This is a genomic window from Phenylobacterium sp. (assembly GCF_041913825.1).
In the GTDB taxonomy this organism is placed as follows: Bacteria; Pseudomonadota; Alphaproteobacteria; order Caulobacterales; family Caulobacteraceae; genus Phenylobacterium.
Genome location: NZ_JAYSEO010000026.1, coordinates 16,633 through 37,055, shown reverse-complemented (window position 1 = coordinate 37,055; position 20,423 = coordinate 16,633). Strand labels below are relative to the sequence as shown.

The following is a 20,423-nucleotide window of genomic DNA, read 5'->3' as shown; positions in this document are numbered from 1 at the left end:
ACTCTGACGGTTTACTCGGCGGCCACGACGGGCAGCGTCTCGCGCTCGGCCGCCAGGTCGAGCAGCGCACGGCGGTAATCGGTGGGCATCACCTTCACGAAGGAGCCCAGCGCCTCGTCCCAGTTCTCCAGGATTTCGGCGGCGCGGCGGCTTCCGGTGTGCAGACGATGGCATTCGATCAGGATGCGCAGGCGCTCGGCGTCGAACCGCAGAACGTCGCCCATCCCATTGTTGTCCACCGAGAGGGCGCGCTGGCTCGGGCGGAACGGCTCGTCGGCGGCGTTCGCCGGGCCGGGCGAAGCCGGCTCCACCCGCTCGAGCTGGACCATCGCCTTATTGCACAGCGCATCGAAGCGGCCGCGCGGGTCGTAGACGTAGGCGACGCCGCCGCTCATGCCGGCGGCGAAGTTGCGGCCGGTGTCGCCGAGCACCACCACCACGCCGCCGGTCATGTATTCGCAGCCGTGGTCGCCCACGCCCTCGACCACCGCCACGGCGCCCGAGTTGCGCACGGCGAACCGCTCGCCCGCCACGCCTTCGAAGTAGGCTTCGCCCGCGACGGCCCCGTAGAGCACCGTGTTGCCGACAATGATGTTGCGCGTGGGCTCCCGCCGCGCCTCCGGCGGCTGGCGCACGATCACCCGCCCGCCGGAGAGGCCCTTGCCGACATAATCGTTGGCGTCGCCGACGAGCTCGGCGGTGACGCCGCGCGCGAGGAAGGCGCCGAAGCTCTGGCCCGCCACGCCCCGGAAGGTGAGCGAGATCGTGTCCTCCGGCAGGCCCGCGTGGCCGTAGCGCCTCGCCACTTCGCCCGAGAGCATCGCGCCCGTGGTGCGGTTGATGTTGCGGATCTCGTAGTCGCGGCGCACCGGCCCGCCCTTCTCGAGCGCCGCTTGGGCGTCGGCGATCAGGGTGTGGTCGAGCGCGGCGCCAAGGCCGTGGTCCTGCCGGTCCATGTTCCAGAGCCCCTTCCGGCCCTCGGCCGGCGCGGCGTACAGGATGCGGGACAGGTCGACCCCATTGGCCTTCCAGTGGTCGAGGGCCGGGCTCATGTCGAGGCGATCGACGCGGCCGACCATCTCGTTGAGTGTCCGGAAGCCCATCTCGGCCATGATCTCCCGCAGCTCTTCGGCCACGAAGAAGAAGTAGTTGATCACGTGCTCGGGCTGGCCCGTGAAGCGCGCCCGGAGCACCGGATCCTGCGTCGCCACCCCCACCGGGCAGGTGTTCAGGTGGCACTTGCGCATCATGATGCAGCCGGCGGCGATCAACGGCGCGGTGGCGAAGCCGAACTCATCGGCGCCCAGCAGGGCGCCGATGGCGACGTCGCGGCCGGTCCGCAGCCCGCCGTCAACCTGCACGGCGATGCGGGTGCGCAGACCGTTGAGCAGCAGGGTCTGCTGGGTCTCGGCAAGGCCGATCTCCCAGGGCGAGCCCGCGTGGGTCAGGGACGTCAGCGGCGAGGCGCCCGTGCCGCCCTCGAAGCCCGAGATGGTCACGTGGTCGGCGCGCGCCTTGGCGACGCCCGCGGCCACGGTGCCGACGCCCACCTCCGAGACCAGCTTCACCGAGATGCGGGCCTTCGGATTGACGTTCTTCAGGTCGTGGATGAGCTGCGCCAGATCCTCGATCGAATAGATGTCGTGGTGCGGCGGCGGGCTGATCAGCCCCACGCCCGGCGTCGAATGCCGAACCCGGGCGATGTTCTTGTCCACCTTGTGGCCCGGCAACTGGCCGCCCTCCCCGGGCTTGGCGCCCTGGGCCATCTTGATCTGGATGTCGTCCGCGTTGACCAGGTACTCGGTTGTGACGCCGAACCGCCCCGAGGCCACCTGCTTGATCGCCGAGCGCATGGAGTCGCCGTTCGGCAGCGGCTTGAAGCGGTCGGCCTCCTCCCCGCCTTCCCCGGTGTTCGAGCGACCGCCGATCCGGTTCATGGCGATGGCCAGCGTGGTGTGGGCCTCGCGGCTGATGGAGCCGAACGACATGGCGCCGGTGGAGAACCGCTTCACGATCTCGGCGGCGGGCTCCACCTCGTCCAGCGGGATCGGCCGCTCGGCTGGCTTGAAGCGCATCAGGCCGCGCAGGGTGAGCAGGCGCTCCGACTGCTCGTTGATCGAGGCGGCGAAGGTCCGGTACTCGTCCGGCAGGTTGGCGCGCACGGCGTGCTGCAGCCGCGATACCGATTCCGGGCTCCAGGCGTGGGCTTCGCCCCGCAGGCGCCAGGCGTACTGCCCGCCCACGTCGAGCATGGTCTTGTAGATCGGGTTGTCGCCGAATGCGTCGCGGTGGCGGCGCACACACTCCTCGGCGATCTCGGCCAGGCCGACACCCTCGATCGTGGTGGCGGTGCCGGTGAAGTACTTCCCGATCAGCTCGGACGAGAGCCCGACGGCGTCGAAGATCTGCGCGCCGCAGTAGGACTGGTAGGTGGAGATGCCCATCTTGGACATCACCTTCAGCACGCCCTTGCCGACGGCCTTGATATAGTTCTTCCGCGCCTCATAGGCCGAGACCGGCAGGTCGTTGCGGGCCCGCAACTCCTCGATGGTCTGGAACGCCAGGTACGGGTTCACGGCCTCCGCGCCATAGCCCGCCAGGACGCAGAAGTGGTGCACCTCGCGCGCCTCACCGGTCTCGATGACCAGACCGGTCTGCATGCGCAGGCCCTGGCGGATCAGGTGGTGGTGGACGGCCGCGGTGGCGAGCGCCGCCGGGATCGGGATCCGCTCGGCCGAGGTCGCCCGGTCGGACAGGATCAGGATGTTCACGTCGGCGAGAACGGTGTCGGTCGCCTCTCGGCACAGCCGCTCCAGCGCGCGCTCCAGACCCTCGGCGCCTTCCTCCGCCGGCCAGGTTGCGTCGAGCGTGGCGGTGCGGAACGCGCCGTCCAGCAGGTCGTGGACCGAGCGGATCTTGGCCAGGTCCTCGTCGGTCAGGATGGGCTGGGCCACCTCGAGGCGCTTGTGGTTGCCCGCCTGGCGGCCGAGCAGGTTGGGCCGAGGCCCGATCATCGAGACCAGGCTCATCACCAACTCTTCCCGGATCGGGTCGATCGGCGGGTTGGTGACCTGCGCGAAGTTCTGCTTGAAGTACTCGTAGAGCAGCTTGGGCCGGCGCGAGAGCACGGCGATCGGCGTGTCCGATCCCATGGAACCCACGGGGTCGTCGCCCATCCTCGCCATCGGTTCCAGGAAGAACTTCAGGTCCTCCTCGGTGTAGCCGAAGGCCTGCTGGCGGTCGAGCAGGGTGTCCGGGTCGTTGCTCCGCGGCGGCTCGTTCTCGGGCGAGAGCGACAGCTCCTCCAGCTTGAACTGCGTCTCGGCCAGCCACTCCTCGTACGGTGCGGCCTCGGCGAGGGTCCGCTTCAGCTCCTCGTCCTCGATGATCCGGCCCTGCTCCATGTCGATGAGCAGCATCTTGCCGGGCTGCAGGCGCCACTTGCGGACGATCCGCTCCTCGGGGACGTCCAGCACGCCGGACTCCGAGGCCATGATCACATGGTCCTGGTCGGTGATGATGATCCGCGCCGGGCGCAGCCCGTTGCGGTCCAGGGTGCCGCCGATCTGGCGGCCGTCGGTGAAGGCAACCGCGGCGGGGCCGTCCCAGGGCTCCATGAGCGCGGCGTGGTACTCGTAGAACGCCCGCCGCTCCTTGCTCATCAGCGGATTGCCGGCCCAGGCCTCCGGGATCAGCATCATCATGGCGTGGGCGAGCGGATAGCCGCCAGCCACCAGCAGCTCGAGCGCATTGTCCAGGCAGGCGGTGTCCGACTGCCCGTGCGGGATCAGCGGCCACATCTTGTTCAGGTCCGGCCCCAGCAGCTCGCTCTCGAGCGTGCGCCGGCGGGCGTTCATCCAGTTCACGTTGCCGCGGACGGTGTTGATCTCGCCGTTGTGGGCGATGAACCGGTACGGGTGCGCCAGGCGCCAGGACGGGAAGGTGTTGGTCGAGAAGCGCTGGTGGACGAGCGCCAGCGCCGACTCCGCCCGCTCGTCCTGCAGGTCCCTGTAGAAGGTCCCCACCTGGTGGGCGAGCAGCAGGCCCTTGTAGACCACCGTCCGCGTGGACAGGGACGGCATGTAGAACTCGACGACGCCCGGCAGGCCGCGCTTGCCGGCAAGGTCCGCCAGCGGGTTCTGGGTCTGCTTGCGCACCGCGAGCAGCTTGCGCTCGTGGGCGTCCTGGTCCTTCACGTTCGGGCCGCGGCCGATGAAGGCCTGACGGATCACCGGCATGGAGGCGAGGACGGCCTCGCCCAAGCCCGCGGTGTCCACCGGCACGTCGCGCCAGCCGAGCAGCGGCTGCTTCTCGACGCGCAGGAAGTGCTCGAACTGCTCGACCGCGGCCTGCCGGGCCGCCTCGTCCCGGGGAAGGAAGCACATGCCGACGGCGTACTCGCCCGCCGGCGGCAGGGCCACGCCGGCGTCGGCCGCCCAGGCGCGATAGAGCGCGTCGGGGATCTGGATCAGGATCCCCGCCCCGTCGCCGACCAGCGGGTCGGCGCCCACGGCGCCGCGGTGGTCCAGGTTCACCAGGATCTGCAGCCCGGCCTCGATCACCTCGTGCGACTTGCGGCCCTTGATGTTGGCCACGAAGCCCACGCCGCACGCGTCGTGCTCGTTCGCCGGGTCGTACAGTCCTTGCCGCTCGGGCAGCGTCATCTTCATCCCCTTACGCACCCCGCCACACCGCCCCGCTCCCTTCTGCCAAGGGGCCGAGACGTGCCGCAGCGGGGGTTTAGCCGGCAGGATCCGCCCCTGTCGATGGGTCAAAACTGACTGCGGTGGAAGATTTTTCCAAAGGCAAGCATGTCGGGCGAAACTCACCCCGGCGTGCTAGGCAGGCCGCATGAACGACCCCATGGCTTCCCTGCGCGCCCGCTTCGTGGACCGCCTGCGCGACGATCTCGCCGAGCTTCGGTCAGGCGCGCCGGCGCGCCCGCTGGTCCACCGGATGGCGGGCACGGCGGGCATGCTGGGGTTCGTGGAGCTCGGCCGGCTGGCGGCCGTCGTCGACGCTCAGCTCGCCGAGGGCGACCCGGCGGAGCCGGCGGACTGGGACGCCCTGCTGACCGCGATGGACGAGCTCACGCAGAAGCCGGCTTGAAGCCCCGGCGGGTCATCGCGCCCCAGCCCTGCTGGCGCGTCAGGTACTGCCAGGTCCCGCGCAGCCGCCAGATGTTGTTGATCTGGCGATAGCCGAAGTTCTCGGCGATGCCGGCCAGCATCAGCACGGCCAGGCTCTTCACGTCCGGGAAGCGCCGCAGCTCGGCCTCCTCGAGCGCCAGGGCGCCCACGCTCAGCACCACGCCGAAGCCAGCGCTCACCGCCAGGAAGGCGAACAGGTATTCGATGTGCAGGACGCCCAGCAGCCAGAAGGCCGGGATCAGCACATAGCCTGCGAGCTCGATGAACGGGCCGAGCACGTCGACGAGGAAGACGTACCCGAACCCGAGCGATCCGACGCGGCCGTAGCGCGGGTTCAGGACCATGTCGCGATGCCGCTCGAAGGTCTCCAGCGCGCCGCGGTGCCAACGCGCCCGTTGGCGGCCGAGGACGCGCAGGTCCTCCGGGCATTCGGTCCAGCAGACGGGCTCCGGCAGGAAGACGATACGGTAGGGCTTGCGCTCCTCGCGGTGACGGCGGTGCAGCTTGACCACCAACTCCATGTCCTCGCCGACGGTGCCCAGGCTGTAGCCGCCCACGGCCAGCACCGCGTCTCGCCGGAACAGGCCGAAGGCGCCCGACACGATCATCAGGCACTTCAGCTCGCTCCAGGCGAGGCGCGCCATGAGGAAGGCCCGCAGGTATTCGATGGTCTGCAGCAGGGCGAGGAAGTTGCGCGGCGTGCCGACCCGTGTCACCCGGCCGAAGCGGGTCTCGCAGCCGTTGGCGATGCGCACCGAGCCGCCGACGGCCACCACCCGCTCCGGGTCGTCCACGAACGGACGCACCGCGCGCAGCAGGGCGTCCGGCTCAAGCAAAGAGTCGGCGTCCATGGAGCAGACGATCGACGCGCGCGACAGGTTGAGGGCGGCATTCAGCGCGTCGGCCTTGCCGCCGTTTTCCTTGTCCACCACCAGCAGCTTCGGCTGCCGGTGCGTGGCGTAGAGGCCTCGGATGCGCGCACAGGGGGCGATCAGCTCGTAGTCCCGCTCGGCCGGCTGTAGCTCGAAGGCCTCGACCAGCGCCTCCAGCGTGCGATCCTTGGAGCCGTCGTTGACCACCACCACCTCGAAGGCGGGGTACTGCAGCGAGAGCAGGGAGCGCACGCTTTCGACGATGGTCAGCTCCTCGCCGTAGGCGGGCACCAGCAGCGCGATGGGCGGGGCGCTCTCCGAATAACGGCGCCAGAGCTGGGGCGCCTCAGCGATGCCGCGGTCGCGGCGCAGCGCCCGGCCCGCGAGCACGAGCTGCCAGACGTGGAAGGCGTTCTGGAAAAGACCGGCCGCGATAACGAAGACCGCAATGGATTCCGCGAAGCGGGTGAAGCCGAGGGCGATCGTCTGCAGGTCCATCACGCCACTCCGGCCAGCACCAGGGAAGCCGCCCGCCGCGCCGCGTCGTCCCCCGAACGTGCCACGCCCTCCAGCAGCGCCGCGCCCGGCCCGCCGAGCTTGCCGAGCGCCGCCGCCGCGCGGTGCCGCACGCCCCAGACGGGATCGGCCAGCAGCCCGGCCAGCGGCTCCACCAGCGCGGACAGCCGGGCGTCGCCGGCGGCGTCGCAGGCGGCCGCCCGGACCTCCCAGGCGGGGTCGGCCAGGGCGGCGGCGAGCGTCGGGGCGGCTGCGGGATGCTGCAGGCGGCCGAGCGCTTCCACCGCCGCCCTCCGCACCTCCGGCTCGGGCGCGCCCGCGTGGAACGTCAGGACGGGGATCGCCTCGTAGGCGTTGGCGCCGCCGAGCGCCTGGGCGAGCAGGACACGGGCCGGCGCGCTGCGCCCCGGCGCCGCCAGGGCGGCGACGCCGCCGGCGGGGTCGGCCTCGACCATCAGGCGCAGCAGGTCGGCGAAGGCGCCGGAAGGCTGGAAGACGCCGTGCTCCAGCATGGCCAGGAGGCGGTCGACGCCCACCTCGCCGCCGGCCTGCCAGAGCGACCGCAGCGCCGCCAGGCGCACGGCGGCCGGCCCGCGGGCCGACGCGCGCAGGAGCGCGAACTGCGTCTCGGGGCCCGGAAAGGCTCCCAGCGCCTCCACGCTCGCCAGCCGCCCGGCCAGCGATCCGCGCTCCAGCCGCCGCCGCAGGGCCCGGTCGGCCCCCACGTGTTCCAGCGCGGCGACCACGAGCTGGCGATCCTCGCCACGCACGATGCCCATGAAGTCGAGCAGGGTCTCCGCGAGCAGCCGGGCGCGATCGCGGTAGGGCGCAAAGGCGCCCTCGCCGCCCTGCCGACCCTGGATGATCCCGATGAGCACGGCTTCCACCTGCCGCCGGTCGGCCAGGCGGCGCGCCTTACGCCGCTCGTGCGACACGCGCAGCGCGATCAGCCCGATCATCCAGCCGATGGCGACGAGCGCGAGCCCCGCGGCCAGGGTCCAGATCAGGGTGAGCGCGCCCACGGTCAGAACCGCCGCGTGACGCCGACCGCCAGTTCGGTGCGGTCGTACGCCGCGCGCATCTCATGGACCACGTCGAGGCGCACCGTCGTGCCCTCGTTGACGTCGAAGGAGACGCCGCCGCTCACCGCCTCCACGTCCAGGGTCACCCCCTGGTTCGACTCCGGCGCATCGGCCCAGCCGGCGAACAGCCGAACCTTGGGGGCCGCCGCGAGCGAGCCGTAGACGCTGTAGCCGGAGCGGTAGTCCTCTCGTTCATCGAAGGAATTGATCCAGCGGGCGTAGATCCAGCTCTGGCCGCGCACGAGGGTGAGCGCCGGCTGGACATAGCGCACTTCGCCGCTCCAGTACTTGGCCCAGGACGCGTCCACCGAAACCGCCGCGGTCCAGCCCGCGCCGATCGGGCGCGGCGTCCCGAAGACTCCCCCCCGAACCTGCCACTCCGGACGGAAGTCGGCGTCCGGCGAGGCGCCTACCGACACATAGCCCCGCCGACCGGCGATCGTCGCCTCGGCATAGGTGTCCTCGAAGCCGAACTGGCGGGCGTGCTCCACGTAGACGCCCACCGAACGGCTCTCGTCGAGCCGACGCGTCACGCCCACGGCGCCGCGCCGCCAGTCGGCCAAGCCCGCCGTCAGCTCCGAGCCCGCCAACGAAAGATCGAGCCGCCAACGGGCGGGCTCAGCCCGCCGCGCTTCGGCGAGCTGCGCGGCGAGCGCGCGGGCCTCGTTGTCCTCGACCGCGGACAGCAGCGGCTGGACCCGGCGCTCCGCCTCGGCGACGTCGCCCCGCCAGTAGGCCACACGGGCCTGGGCGAGCTGAACGTCGAGGTAGTCAGGGGCCAGGCGGCGGGCTTCGGCCAAGGCGCGCTCCGCGTCGTCGTAACGCTGGGCGCCGGCGTAGGCGAGACCGAGGTCCAGCCAGGCGTCGGCGTCCGCCGGCGCGGCGCGGGTCGCCGCCTCGAGGTGGGGAATCGCCTCGGCGGGCCGGCCGGCGAGCCGCAGCTCCCGCCCGCGCGCGAAATCGTCCGCGGGCTGCGCATGGGCCACAAGAGGCGCTGCGGCCAACAGGACCGCGGCGAGAACGCGTTTCAAGATGAGCTCCGCTGGGCCGCCAGTCGGTCGAGCCTAGCCACGAGCTCATCGGGATTGAAGGGCTTGGCGAGATAATCCGCCGCCCCCAGCTTCAGCGCGCCCACCACGTCCTGCTCGCGTTTCAGCGCCGTCAGCATCACCACGGAGATGTCGCTGAGGTCCGGTGTTTCCTTGAGGCGACGCAGGGCTTCGAAGCCGTCCATCACCGGCATCATGGCGTCGAGCACCAGGAACTGCGGCCGGCTCTCCTGCGCCGCCGTGAGCGCCGCCTGACCGTCCTCGACGCTGCGGACCTCGTAGCCCGCGGCGGCGAGCTTGTGCTCCAGGATCGCGCGGAGCAGCGGGTCGTCGTCGGCGATCAGCACCTGCGGCTGGGTCATGGCGGCCAATCCGGGGTCGGAGGAAAGTTGGCGAGGGGCGGCGATAACACAGCTCTGCGGCAGCGGCGCGGGACGCTTGGTCGCGGTCAACGCGATGTGAGCGCCTGCGCCCCCTTGCAGGCGATCCACCCGCCCGGCGTGCGACGATATACCCAGGGCGTGTAGACGCCCGGCGGAAGCGGCGGGAGAGTGAAGGCCTGGCTGAAGCCACTGGCCGCCAGGGTGTCCCCGCCGTTGAAGTGGCGCGCCACGTCCGGCCGCGCCTTGTCGACGCGGATCTCGGCGCCGAAGTCGCCGCCCGGACCCTGCAGGCGTGCGAAGCCGGTGGGCGAGGTGTTGAAGGCCCCGAGTTCCGAAATCCAGCCGGTCAGGCCGAGGCCGTCTCCCTCCCCGGACGCGGCGAGGCTCGCCTCCTCGACGTTGCAGCCGCCGGCCGGCGCGGCGACGGCGAGCTGGCCGGCGAGGTCGGCGGCGAGCGGCTGCATCGGCGTGGGCGGCGTCGCCGCCTGCACGGCGATGGGGCCCGGGGCGCCCGGCAGCACCAACCCTGGCGGCGGCGCGGCGATGGCCACCTGGTGCACGACGAACCGGGCGCCCGGCCCGGCCTCCAGGTCCAGCCGGATCTGCTCGATCATCGCCTGCATCCAGTCCGGCGCCCCGCGCCGCTGGCGGCTCATGTCGTAGACCAGGGTGACGGTCTCGCCGACCTTGGGCGGGGTGTTGTCCAGCGGCAGGGTCAGCCAACCCGCGCCTTCCCCGTGCGTGGTCGTGGCGTAGTAGAGCGCGCCGTCCCACGCCCGCCCCTGCCCGAGCCGGGTCAGGCGCACCAGCACCAGCGGGAACTGGCCGCCCGGCGCCTGCAGGCCGCGCGGGGACCGGAGGGTCGGGTCGGACAGCGACACGGCCAGCCCCTGCGGGTCGGCGGGCGTCACCTGGCTGCCCGCGCCGGTGAATCCGTCCGTGGAGCCGTCGAAGGTCCAGAGCCGGGCGGTGCGGAGCGGGACGCCGCCCGCCTCGAACACGCCGCCGGCCTGATCCCATCGGATCGCGGACGGACGTTCGACCGTCTGGGCCGGCGTTCCCACCGCGGCCGGCGGCGGGGCCGGCCTGCGCTCGCAAGCCACGAGCAGGGCCGCGGCGAGGCTGAGGACGACGAGGCCGGACTTCAAGACGCGCTCCTGCGGGACTGCGGCCCGTCTAGCACACGCTCAAGCTGCGCCGCCACGCAGCGCGCGGGGAAAAAAAAAGGCCGCGCCAATGCCGGCGCGGCCAGTTCATAGGGAGGAAACGCCCCGAAGGGCGAGGACAAATTCCACGCTGCAGCGCACAAAAGCAAGCGTTATTTCACGCGTGAGGGAATTCTGCGACAACCTGTCCGTCACGCCACCCAGTCGCGCCGCAGCCGCAGGGCGCCCGCCCCCAGCAGGGCCGCGCTGACGACGTAGAATCCCAGCCCGGAGTAGATCGCGTACCGCAGGGCCTCCGCCCCGAACCTCGGCGTCAGAGCGTCGGAGACGGCGCCGAAGAACCAGGTGCCGAGACCCAGGCCGATCAGGTTGTTCACGAACAGGAAGCAGGCCGAGGCCGTGGTCCGCTGGGCCGGCGGCACAAGATGCTGCACCGCGGTAACGACAGGTCCGAGCCAGGCCAGGTTGAGGCCCGTCGGGATCAGCAGCAGCAGGAAGACGACGGTCAGATTGTCGGCCTGCACGGCCAGGAAGAAGCAGGGCAGCGCCACCAGGAAGCAGACGGCCGGCACGAGGAGATAGGCCTGTGGCCGCGCCTGCCCGAGCTTGTCGCCCAGCCAACCGCCGAGCCACACGCCCAGCACGCCGCCGAACAGGGTCATGGAGCCCAGGAACAGCGAGCGGTCCACCAGGCCCATGCCCAGGCTGCGCTCGAAGAAGGACGGCAGCCAGAAGGCGACGCCGTAGCCGCAGACAGAGGAGGCCGCCGCGCCCAGCGAGATGAGCCAGAAGCTCGGCTTGGCCAGCAGCGCGCCGAGCCCCCCGGAAGGCGGCGCGCTCGCCGCCGGCGCCGCATCCATGCCGCCGCGGGCCGGCTCCTTGACGATCAATTTGAACACCGGGGCGAGCAGCACGCCCGCGACGCCGACGATGATGAACGCCGCCCGCCAGTCGATGGAGGCGGCGATCAGACCCCCGAACAGGATGCCGAGCGCCGACCCGATGGGGATGCCGAAGGAGTAGGCCGCCAGCGCCCGGGCGCGCTGCGCCTTCGGGAAGTAGTCGGCGATCAGGGAATAGGCCGGCGCGACGCCTCCCGCCTCCCCCACGCCCACGCCCATGCGGCAGAGGAAGAGCTGCCAGAACCCGCCGGCGAAGCCGCAGAGGGCGGTGAAGCCGCTCCAAAGCGCCAGCGCGCCCGTCATGATCCAGGTGCGGTTACCCCGGTCGGCCAGCCAGGCGATAGGGATGCCGAGGCCGGTGTAGAACAGCGCGAACGCCAGGCCGCCCATGAGGCCGAGCTGGCTGTCGGTGAGCCCCAGGTCCTTTTTGATCGAGCCGGCGAGGATCCCGAGGATCTGCCGGTCGAGGAAGTTGAAGGTGTAGGCCACGATCAGGATGGCCAGCACCAGGATGCGGTAGCGGCCCGACGCGGCGGCGGCGGGCGTGTCGGTCGTCGTCATCGGTGTCCTGGAAAAGAGGAAACGCCCGGCTCTGAGGGAGAGCCGGGCGTCTAGCTTAGAACTTCGCTTCGAGCGAGAGCGTCACCGTACGCGGCGGGCCGTAGTAGGCCGTCACCGAGTTGGCGAAGAGCCCGCCGGGGAAGTTGTAGCCGCCGACGCGGTACTCCTCGTCCGTCAGGTTCCGGCCGTGCAGGCCGACACGGTACTTGTCGTTGGCCGAGGTCCAGACCAGGCTCGCGTCCACCAGCCAGTAGCCGTCCTGGTCGAGGATAGAGGGCACCTCGAACATCGAGAAGGACGAGCGGTAGGATGCGCTCGGGATGAAGCTGATCGAGCCGTGGTCGCCCAGGTCGCGGCGATAGGTCAGGCCCACATTGCCGGTCCATTCCGGGGTGTTCTGGAACACGCGGCTGTCGGCGAAGTCGCGGCTGACGGGCGGCGTCGCCGTCAGGTCGAGCGCACGGTACTCGTCGAACTCGGCCTTGATGTAGCCCAGCGAGAAGTTGGCCGACAGGAAGTCGGTCAGGGTCGCCACGCCTTCCAGCTCGGCGCCGTACATGTGCGAACGGCCGACGTTGAGCACCTGGCTGGCGATGGACGTGCCGACCGGCGTCTGCAGGGTCACCTGCTGGTCCTTGTACTTGGCGTAGAAGACCGCCGAGTTCAGGGAGAGCCGGCGGTCGAAGAAGTAGCCCTTCAGGCCGCCTTCGTAGGATTCCACCTTCTCCGGATCGTAGCCCTCCACCGAAGTGGGGGTCAGGATCGCGTCGGCGCGCATGTCGAAACCGCCCGACTTGAAGCCCTGGCTGTAGGACACGTAACCGGTGATGTCCGGGTTGAAGTCGTAGCTGACGCTGACCCGCGGGGTGAACCGCTCGTAGGTGTCCGAGCTGGTGAAGTTCGAACGGAGCAGGCCCGGGACCGCCAGGTTGTTGCCGAACAGCGGGCTGCGGATGCCCGTGAAGTTCTGGCGGTAGACGCGGCCGGTCTTCTCGTCGCGGGTATAGCGCCCGCCCACCGAAACCGACAGGGCGTCAGTCACGTCGAAGCTGACGTCGGCGAACGCGGACCAGCTCTCGGTGTCCACGTGGCCGGCGGTGGCCGTCGTGGTCGCGGCCTGGCCGAGCACCGTGTCGAAGGCGCCGGCGGCCGTGGCGTTCAGGTAGTAGACGCCGAACACGCCCTGAATGCGGTCGCCCGTGTAGAGGAACTGCAGTTCCTGGGTGAACTGGTGGTCGTTGTAGCGGGCCGGAATGTCGAGGTAGGGCGCGGCCTCGGTGTCGAAGTCGATGGTGCCCTCGGTCTCGCCGGCGCGGTAGGCGCTGATCGACTTGATCGTCAGGACGTCGGAGACGTCCCACTGGCCCATGAACGAGACGCCGCGCGCCTCCACGATGTTGTGGTCGCCGGACCCGGCGCGGGTGTCGTAGACATCGTCCAGCACGCCGCCGCCCGGCACGACGCCGGCCAGGGTGGTGACCGGCAACTCCCGGTGGCCGTGGCGCGGATTGGAGCGGTCGGTGACGATGTCGCCGGCCAGGCGGAAAAACAGGTTCTCGCTCGGCGTGAACTCGACCGTGGCGCGCGCGGCGCTGACGTCCTTGTCGTAGTGCTCGGCCCCGGTGGTCAGGTTCTTGCCGAACCCATCACGGTCGAACTTCGCCCAGGTGAGGCCCACAGCGACCATGTCGTTCACCCGCGCCTTGGCCGAGGCGATGACGTCGCGCTGGTCGTAGGAGCCAAGGTTCGCGCGCAGGCGGACTTCCGGATCGCCCTCGATCTTCGCCGTCACGTACTTGATGGCGCCGCCGATGGTGTTGCGGCCGTAGAGCGTGCCCTGCGGCCCGCGCAGCACTTCCACGCGCTCGATGTCGAAGATGTCCAGCACCGCGGCCTGCGGGCGGGCGACATAGACGTCGTCCACATAGAGGCCGACGCCGGGCTCGAAGCCCCACAGCGGATCCTGCTGGCCGACGCCGCGGATGAACGAGATCAGCGTGGAGTTGGAGCCGCGGGCCACCTGCACCGTGGTGTTCGGGGTGGACTGCTGCAGGGTGGTCAGGTCGGTGGCGCCGGTGGCCTCCAGGCGCTCGGCGGAGAGCGCCGTGACCGCCACGGGCACGTCCTTCAGGGTCTCCTCGCGACGCCGCGCGGTGACCACCAGTTCCTCGACAACACCCGCCTCGGCGGCTTCCTGGGCCACGGCCAGAGTCGGAATGACGGACCAAGCCGCGCTCGCGAGGAGCGCCGCCTTCATGAGAGCCTTCATAAGATCCTCCCGGCGCCGCCCGCCCGTCCCCCATGGAGCGTCGGTTCGGCGCAGAATTCATCGCTAAGCGAATTACGCGGCAATCTGCCGTAGTTCGGGGCCGGGACGCCAGCGGTGGGACGACGCCGCAGGGCGGATTTTAATCGGGTGATGAATTCTGGTCACAGTGGCGCTTCGCCACAGTCGAGCTCAGGGGGACGGCTTACGGCGCACCACCTCGGCGATGCCGGCCGCGCAGTAGGCATAGAGGCGGGCGCGCACCGCCTCCATGTCGGTGGAGCGGCAGAGCCCGTCGGAGAGCTGGTCGATGCGTCCGGTCTCCGACAGCGCCAACATCATCGAGCCGGTGAGGAACTGATAGCACCAGTAGAGGTCGCGGGTCTCGGCGCCCGGCAGCGCCGCCTTCAGGCTGTCGACCAGCCGGTGGACCACCGGGTCGAAGAACCGGTGCATGGTCTCCCCGCCCCAGGCCGGCGTGTTGTTTACCAGGGCGACCAGCCGGAAGTAGTTCTTCCAGCCCTCGTCGTTGGTCATGGACAGCTCGATGAGCGGGCCGATGAAGGCCTCGATCACGCCCTCCACGCTCATCCGGCCGGCGGCGCCGTCCTCGTAGGCCTGCATGGCGCGCAGCCGCGCCTCGTTGAGGATCTCCGCACGGCGGGCGAAGACGCTGTCGAACAGCTCGCGCTTGGCGCCGAAGTAGTAGTGGATCAGGGCGGTGTCGACCCCGGCCTCGGAGGCCACCTGGCGCACCGTGACCCCGTAGAAGCCGTGACGCGAGAACAGCGCCTCGGCCGCGTCGAGGATCGCTTCGCGCAGGTCGGGCCCCTGCCCCTTCGGCCGCCGGCCCCGCGGCGCCGCTCCCGGACTGTCGTTCACGTCATCCCCCCCGGATCGAACGGGGGACCTCCAGAGCCACAAACTCCGTTTTCCCTCGTCGTTTCAGACACTTACACCGACATTAGACGCCCTGTTACGCCCAGAACGGCCCCTGACGACGTCGTGGGAGTAACCGAATTCGGCCCCTTGGCGACGCCGCCGGGGGACCCGAAACCGGCCTCGACACCGCCCGGGCGCCGGCGCTCGTCGCCGCCGTCGACAGGCCCTCGCCCCGTGTCGTCCAATCTGGAGGCCTTGGGCGCAAGCGGTTTTTTTCGCCCCCCCCCGCCAGGGCCGCGCGCCCGCGCGCGCGTCTCTGCCATCGATGGAAAACCAACGCATGGGCGCCCCCGACACGGCGCGGCCGAAGCCGGCTGGCGTTCCGGGCGCCTCTCCGGGGGCGAATCTGGAGGCCGCTCTCCAGACCCTGGCGTCCGCCGCCGCCGCCCGTCTCGGTCCGCGTGAGGCCGAGGCGCTGATCGCCTGGGCCCGCGTCCAGGCGGCGGCCGGCGCGCCGCTGCCCGGCCATGGCCGCGGGCTCGCCTGGACAGCCATCGCCGAGGCGTGCGGGATCGATCCCGTCGCGCTGCGCCAGGCGAGCCGCCGCCTGGCGCCAGCCTTCCACCGCCTGCTCCGTGAGCTCGGCGCCGGCGCCCGGGCGGCCCCTGGCCCGGAGGCCCCACGCCCCCATGCCCGCCGCCCCCATGCCCGCCCGCGGGGCCGCCCGCCGGCCCCGCCCCGGCCCGCCGCCGCGGCGGCCGACTTCGCCGCGGCCCTGGACGCCGCCATGCGCCGCTGGGGCGAAGGCGCCGCCAGCCTGGCCCGGGGGCTCGCCGAAGCCGGCGCGCCGATCGCGGTCCGCCGGCTGGTGAAGTGGCGCCGCGGCGAGGCCCGCCCCGGCCCGGCCAGCCTCGCCGCCGTCGCCGCCATCGAGCGACGCTACGGCCTTCCCGAGGGCGAGCTCGCCGCCCGCCTCGCCCGCCCGCCCCGGCGCCCCCCCACCGTGCGCGACGCCCGCTGGCGCCTCCCCGACGACTACGCCGCCCGCCCGGCGGCCGAGCAGGCCGAGATCCTGGCCTGGGTCCGGCGCACCTTCGGCGCCGGATCCGACTACCGCCGCTACCAGGCCCGCGCCGGTCGCCACCCCTACCGGATCGCCTTCGACGGCGTCTCGGCCGCCGCCGTCCCGGGAACCACCCGCACCGGCCAGGCCCGCCAGCCGGTCGCCCGGCGGATGGCCGGCGATCCCCTCGCCGCCCAGATGGCCGACCTCATCGCCTTCAAGACCGCCGCCCTCGCGCCGCCCGGCCGGCTGCGGCGCGGCCTCTGGAACCCCGCCACCGCGGCCCAGCACGCCCACCGCTTCGGCCTGCTGCTGGGCGCCCTGGCCGCTTCGCCGCGAGGACCGGTGCGGGGGCTGGGCGTCGCCGTCGAGGACCTCACCCTGGCCCTGCTCGTCCTGCCGGCCGTCTGGGACTGGCACCTGGCCTGGCGCGAGCGGCGGCGCGGCTTCTTCACCCGCTGGGAGGCGCAGATGCTCGACACCGCCGCCGCCCTCGCCCACCCCGAGGCGGGCTGGCTCACCCAGTCCCCGGACCTCGCCGGCACGCTGCGGCCCCTGGAGGGGCTGGTGAGCGCCGAGGACATCGCCCAGGTGCGGGCCGACTGGCCGGGGGCCTGCGCCAGGCTCCACGGCTTCGCCCGGATGCGGGCGCGCGAGCTCGGCCGCGTGGCGCGCTCCCACCGCGACCCGTTCGAAGCCATCCTGCCGGTGCTGGAGGCCGCAAGCCCCCTGGCCGAGTACCTGAAGATCCCGGCTGAGGCCCTGCGCCACGCGCCCTGCCCGCGCCGCGATCCCGTGCGCGCCGCCGAGGCGATCCGCGGCGTGCTCATGCTCAGGCTGGGGCTGCAGCTGGGCTTCCGGTCGCGCAACCTCTCCGAGCTCCTCATCTGCCCGCCCGGCCAGGCCCCCCGCCCCGAGCGCAAGCTCGCCGCCCTGCGGCGCGCCGAGCTGCGCTGGGACCCGCTGCGGGAGCACTGGGAGGTCTTCGCGCCTCCCGCGGCCTTCAAGAACGCGGGCTCATCCTTCTTCGGGGGCGCGCCCTTCCGCCTGCCCATCCCGGATCGCGGCGGCCTCTACGACCTGATCGCCGACTACCTCACCCGCCACCGCCGGGTGCTGCTGGCCGGCGCCGCCGACCCCGGCGCCGTCTTCGTGCGCCACGTCCGAAGCCCCGGAGACCCGCCAGCCCTGGACCGCTTCCGCTTCCACGAGGCCTGGCGCGGGATCGTCGCGCGCCACGGGGTCCACAACCCCTACACCGGCCGCGGCGCGATCCCCGGCCTCCTGCCCCACGGCCCCCACGCGGTGCGCGCGGTGCTCGCCACCCATGTGCTCAAGATGACCGGCTCCTTCGAGCAGGCCGCCTACGCCATCCAGGACACCCCTGGCTCGATCCAGCGCCACTACGCCCGCTTCCTGCCGAGCCACAAGGCGGCCATCGCCGCCCGGGTGCTGGACGCCGTCTGGGATCCGCCCCGTGGTGCAGGGAGCAACGGCCCGCGGGAAGCCTGACCCCCGCGCCAGCGGCCGCATTGCGCCGTGGCCGCCGAGCGCCGGCCCTCGTTCCTGGCGGGCAGGCCGTGAAACGATTGCACGGTGGGCGGGAGCTCAAGGCGCGGTGGCCGCACGTGCCGGCCCGCACCGGCGCCGCGGCGCCCATGCCCCGCGGGCGGTAAGATCTCAGCGCAGGTGCGTGTGTCGGGCCGCCGCGTCGAACCCTCGCTCCACGCCGCGGCTGAATGCGTCGAAGAGCCCCCAGAACCTGCCGATCCATCCGCGCATCACGTCCTCCTTCGCCGCCGACCGGCCTCGCTCAAGACGGGCGGGCAAGGCGCCATGTCAATAGGTGGTCACCGGTTCCTTGGCCGGCGCCTTCCAGGCGCCGAGGAGGCACCCGATCATGATGATGAGAATGGCCACACCGTGCGCGGGCGCGAGGCCCTCCCCGAGGACGAGCCAACCGAGGAGGGCGGCGATCGCCGGGGCCGAGCAGACGAAAAGGCCGAAGACGCGCGGGGTCAGCCGGCGCAACGCCACCATCTCCCACGTATAGGGCGCCACGCTGGAGAGAAGCGCCAGGGCGAGGCCCGCTGCCAGCATGCGCGGGTCCAGAAGCGCGCCGCCCGCGGCGTACAAGCCCAGGGGCGCAGTCACCACGGCGGCGATCACCAGACCCAGCGCCACCGTGGCGGGCCCCCCGCCCTCCTCCGCCAGGCGGGCGCCGCAGACGATGTAGAGCGCCCAGGCGACCGCGGCGGCCACAGCGAAGGCGACGCCATACGGATCCAGGCGGTCCGCGCCTGCGATCGGCGTCAGGAGCGCCAGGCCAGCCACGGCGAAGCCGACCGGAACCAGGTCGATCCATCGCCGGGACCCGAGAACGGCGACCGCGAGCGGCCCCATCAGCTCGATGGCCACGGCGACCCCGATGGGGATGCGCGCGAACGCCTCGTAGATGCTGATGTTCATCAGGCCGAGCACCATCCCGTAGGCCCCGAGCGCGCGCCAGCTGCGGACGTCCCTCGACCGCCGCCAGGGCCGCGCAAGTGCGCTGAGCACCAGCGCCGCCAGGGTGACCCTGAGCGCGGTGGTTCCGAGCACGCCCACCGTGGCGAACAGCGTCTTGGCGTAGGCCGCTCCGAGGTTCTGGAAGACTAGGCCCGCGAGCACCGCTCCCGTGGCGCCGAGCGACGTCGGCTGCGTCATGCCGGAAAGTGGGCGCTCGCCGGCCATGGTCCTGCATCCCGTACACGCCTCCAGGGCGCGGTCCGTAGCTACTGGTCGCCGAGACGCTTGGCCAGCGGCGCGTCCAGCGGCGCCCGCCGGCCGGCGTCGCGCGCGACGTCCATCCGCCGCATCGCGTCCTGCACGTAGCGGATGCCGAGCCACCGCAACGGCTCCGGCTCCCAACGGGGCGACGATCGGCCCGCCAGCGGGAGGCGGCTGAGCGGCGTCTCCCTGCCGAGGATCAGGCTCGACAGCAGCCTGCCAGCCATGTTCGTCGTCGACACGCCCCGCCCGGTATAGCCGTACAGCGCCCCGACGCGGGCGCCGGGATCAAAGCTGACGTTCACGTTCCAGTCGCGGGAGACCCCGAGGAAGCCGTGCCACGCATGGGTGAAATCCACGTCCCGCAGGACCGGGAACCAGCCGCGGAGCTGCTCCCGCATCTCCGCAGAGGTGCGCGCGAACGCATCCGCGGCCCCCTCCGTCGCCGAGCCGAACAGATAGGGCGCGCCGCGGCTGCCGTAGAGGATCCGGCCGTCGCTGGTGCGGGTCAGATAGTCGACGATGTGGGCCTGGGAGCCCAGGCCCTCGCCGCCCCGCCAGCCGATCTCGTCCCACTGGGCGGCGCTCAGGGGCGCGGTGAGGACGATGCTGGACGACATGGGGACCAGCGCCCGATCGAAGCCGCGCAGCTTTGGCAGGTAGGCCTCGCCGGCGGCCACCAGGGCGCGACGCGCCCGCACCCGACCGCGGTCCGTCTCGAAGGCTGCGTCGGTCCCTGGAACGAGCCGCTCCACGCGGGTCTGCTCGTAGATCACGCCGCCGTGGCGCTCCACCGCCCGGGCAAGCCCCCGCGCAAGCCTGGCGGGATGCACCGCCGCGCTCATCGGCGTGTGCAGGGCGCCCTTGATCCCGGTGACGTTGACCCGCGCGCGCGCCTCGTCTTCGGCGAGAAGGCGGTTGCCGTCGCCGAAGCCCAGCCGTTCGTAGGCGGCGTGGGCCGAACGCACCGCCGCCATCTGGGCCTCCCCCCGCGCCAGGCTGAGGATGCCGTTCATCCGGAACTCGGCCTCGATACCCTCCTCGGCGCAAACCCGTCCGACCTCCTTGACCGCGCGGTACATCGCCAGGATGGTCTCGCGCGCCGTCTCAGCCCCGTATCGCGCCTCCAGGGCGTAGGGATGCAGCGGATAGCGGCTGGAGCACCAGCCGCCGTTCCGGCCCGACGCGCCATAGCCGCAGATCTCGGCTTCGACGATCGCCACCTCGAGGCCGGGGTTGTCGCGAAGCAGGTAATAGGCGGTCCACAGGCCGGAGTAGCCGCCTCCGAGGATCGCCACGTCCACGGTGACGTCGCCGGCGAGCGGCGGCCGGGGCGTCAGCGTTTCGCCGGCCGTCTCCAGCCAGTAGCTGGCGCCGCGATAGTCGGGCCGTTCCACGTCAGGCCTGTTCGTCGAACACGACGAAGACCTTCCGGAGCGTCTGCTCGATGCGCCAGACCCCGCCCGTATTGGCCGGGAAGTAGACGGCATCGCCGGCCTTGATGCGCACGGGCTCGCCCTCGTCGGGCTCGAAGACCGCCTCGCCTTCGAGGAAGGTGCAGAACTCGGCCTGCAGGATCTGGCGCCGCCACGCTCCGGGCGAGCATTCCCACACGCCCGCCCGCGACCCGGCCTCGCCCTGAAAGCTGCTGGTTCGTGTCTCGGCGACCGGTTCGCCCAGGGGAACCTTCACCGGCACGGGGGCGGGAAGGTCCTGCAACACAACGGCGGGTTGGAAGGTGATGATCGGCATCGGGGGCTCC

At 71.8% G+C, this 20,423-nt stretch carries 14 protein-coding genes; 2 read left to right on the top strand and 12 right to left on the bottom strand.

Going from position 1 to position 20,423, the window contains the following annotated elements:
• Positions 1-11: 11 nt before the first annotated feature.
• Positions 12-4,664 (bottom strand): glutamate synthase large subunit, encoded by a 4,653-nt coding sequence (gene gltB, locus ACE3Q8_RS18840; protein WP_374471843.1) that lies wholly within the window; start codon positions 4,662-4,664, stop codon positions 12-14.
• A gap of 187 nt (positions 4,665-4,851) precedes the next feature.
• On the opposite strand from gltB, the gene ACE3Q8_RS18835 reads away from it, so the two are divergent.
• Positions 4,852-5,109, top strand: a complete 258-nt coding sequence (locus ACE3Q8_RS18835; protein ID WP_374471842.1) for an Hpt domain-containing protein — start codon at positions 4,852-4,854, stop codon at positions 5,107-5,109.
• Here the strand turns inward: ACE3Q8_RS18835 and ACE3Q8_RS18830 are convergent.
• From ACE3Q8_RS18830 to ACE3Q8_RS18795, 8 genes are all read right to left on the bottom strand, one after another.
• Positions 5,090-6,520 (bottom strand): glycosyltransferase, encoded by a 1,431-nt coding sequence (locus ACE3Q8_RS18830; RefSeq protein WP_374471841.1) that lies wholly within the window; start codon positions 6,518-6,520, stop codon positions 5,090-5,092. The genes ACE3Q8_RS18835 and ACE3Q8_RS18830 overlap by 20 nt on opposite strands.
• Positions 6,520-7,560, bottom strand: a complete 1,041-nt coding sequence (locus tag ACE3Q8_RS18825; protein ID WP_374471840.1) for a HEAT repeat domain-containing protein — start codon at positions 7,558-7,560, stop codon at positions 6,520-6,522. The genes ACE3Q8_RS18830 and ACE3Q8_RS18825 overlap by 1 nt, the downstream gene beginning before the upstream one ends.
• 2 nt (positions 7,561-7,562) lie before the next feature.
• On the bottom strand, positions 7,563-8,651 hold the full coding sequence (locus ACE3Q8_RS18820; RefSeq protein ID WP_374471839.1) for a YaiO family outer membrane beta-barrel protein: 1,089 nt from the start codon (positions 8,649-8,651) through the stop codon (positions 7,563-7,565).
• Entirely contained in the window at positions 8,648-9,031 is a 384-nt protein-coding gene (locus tag ACE3Q8_RS18815; protein ID WP_374471838.1) for a PleD family two-component system response regulator, read from the bottom strand. Before ACE3Q8_RS18815 ends, ACE3Q8_RS18820 begins: the two co-directional genes overlap by 4 nt.
• An 86-nt stretch (positions 9,032-9,117) precedes the next feature.
• Positions 9,118-10,200: a hypothetical protein gene (locus ACE3Q8_RS18810; protein ID WP_374471837.1), complete on the bottom strand. Its 1,083-nt coding sequence runs from the start codon at positions 10,198-10,200 to the stop codon at positions 9,118-9,120.
• A gap of 209 nt (positions 10,201-10,409) precedes the next feature.
• On the bottom strand, positions 10,410-11,681 hold the full coding sequence (locus tag ACE3Q8_RS18805) for a spinster family MFS transporter (RefSeq protein ID WP_374471836.1): 1,272 nt from the start codon (positions 11,679-11,681) through the stop codon (positions 10,410-10,412).
• A 55-nt stretch (positions 11,682-11,736) separates the two neighbouring features.
• Positions 11,737-13,950, bottom strand: a complete 2,214-nt coding sequence (locus ACE3Q8_RS18800) for a TonB-dependent receptor (protein ID WP_374471835.1) — start codon at positions 13,948-13,950, stop codon at positions 11,737-11,739.
• A gap of 189 nt (positions 13,951-14,139) precedes the next feature.
• A complete protein-coding gene (locus tag ACE3Q8_RS18795) occupies positions 14,140-14,829 on the bottom strand; it encodes a TetR family transcriptional regulator (RefSeq protein ID WP_374471834.1) in 690 nt (229 codons plus the stop codon).
• Between the two features lie 340 nt (positions 14,830-15,169).
• On the opposite strand from ACE3Q8_RS18795, the gene ACE3Q8_RS18790 reads away from it, so the two are divergent.
• Complete coding sequence (locus ACE3Q8_RS18790) at positions 15,170-17,404, top strand: hypothetical protein (protein ID WP_374471833.1); 2,235 nt, start codon at positions 15,170-15,172, stop codon at positions 17,402-17,404.
• 327 nt (positions 17,405-17,731) lie between these two features.
• On the opposite strand, the gene ACE3Q8_RS18785 is transcribed toward ACE3Q8_RS18790, so the two are convergent.
• Genes ACE3Q8_RS18785 through ACE3Q8_RS18775 form a run of 3 tightly spaced genes read right to left on the bottom strand, consistent with a single transcriptional unit; the run spans position 17,732 to position 20,413 of the window.
• Positions 17,732-18,625, bottom strand: coding sequence for a DMT family transporter (locus tag ACE3Q8_RS18785; protein WP_374471832.1), 894 nt, complete (start codon positions 18,623-18,625; stop codon positions 17,732-17,734).
• Positions 18,626-18,666: 41 nt separating this feature from the next.
• Positions 18,667-20,058, bottom strand: a complete 1,392-nt coding sequence (locus ACE3Q8_RS18780; RefSeq protein WP_374471831.1) for an NAD(P)/FAD-dependent oxidoreductase — start codon at positions 20,056-20,058, stop codon at positions 18,667-18,669.
• Between the two features lies 1 nt (position 20,059).
• Positions 20,060-20,413, bottom strand: coding sequence for a cupin domain-containing protein (locus ACE3Q8_RS18775; protein ID WP_374471830.1), 354 nt, complete (start codon positions 20,411-20,413; stop codon positions 20,060-20,062).
• Between the last annotated feature and the right edge of the window lie 10 nt (positions 20,414-20,423).

What these genes read in the sequence shown, in the direction of transcription:
- gltB (WP_374471843.1), bottom strand. Translation starts at nt 4,664, where the DNA reads ATGACGCTGCCCGAGCGGCAAGGACTGTACGACCCGGCGAACGAGCAC.
- ACE3Q8_RS18800 (WP_374471835.1), bottom strand. Translation starts at nt 13,950, where the DNA reads ATGAAGGCTCTCATGAAGGCGGCGCTCCTCGCGAGCGCGGCTTGGTCC.
- ACE3Q8_RS18815 (WP_374471838.1), bottom strand. Translation starts at nt 9,031, where the DNA reads ATGACCCAGCCGCAGGTGCTGATCGCCGACGACGACCCGCTGCTCCGC.
- ACE3Q8_RS18790 (WP_374471833.1), top strand. Translation starts at nt 15,170, where the DNA reads ATGGGCGCCCCCGACACGGCGCGGCCGAAGCCGGCTGGCGTTCCGGGC.
- ACE3Q8_RS18775 (WP_374471830.1), bottom strand. Translation starts at nt 20,413, where the DNA reads ATGCCGATCATCACCTTCCAACCCGCCGTTGTGTTGCAGGACCTTCCC.
- ACE3Q8_RS18805 (WP_374471836.1), bottom strand. Translation starts at nt 11,681, where the DNA reads ATGACGACGACCGACACGCCCGCCGCCGCCGCGTCGGGCCGCTACCGC.
- ACE3Q8_RS18785 (WP_374471832.1), bottom strand. Translation starts at nt 18,625, where the DNA reads ATGGCCGGCGAGCGCCCACTTTCCGGCATGACGCAGCCGACGTCGCTC.
- ACE3Q8_RS18830 (WP_374471841.1), bottom strand. Translation starts at nt 6,520, where the DNA reads ATGGACCTGCAGACGATCGCCCTCGGCTTCACCCGCTTCGCGGAATCC.
- ACE3Q8_RS18835 (WP_374471842.1), top strand. Translation starts at nt 4,852, where the DNA reads ATGAACGACCCCATGGCTTCCCTGCGCGCCCGCTTCGTGGACCGCCTG.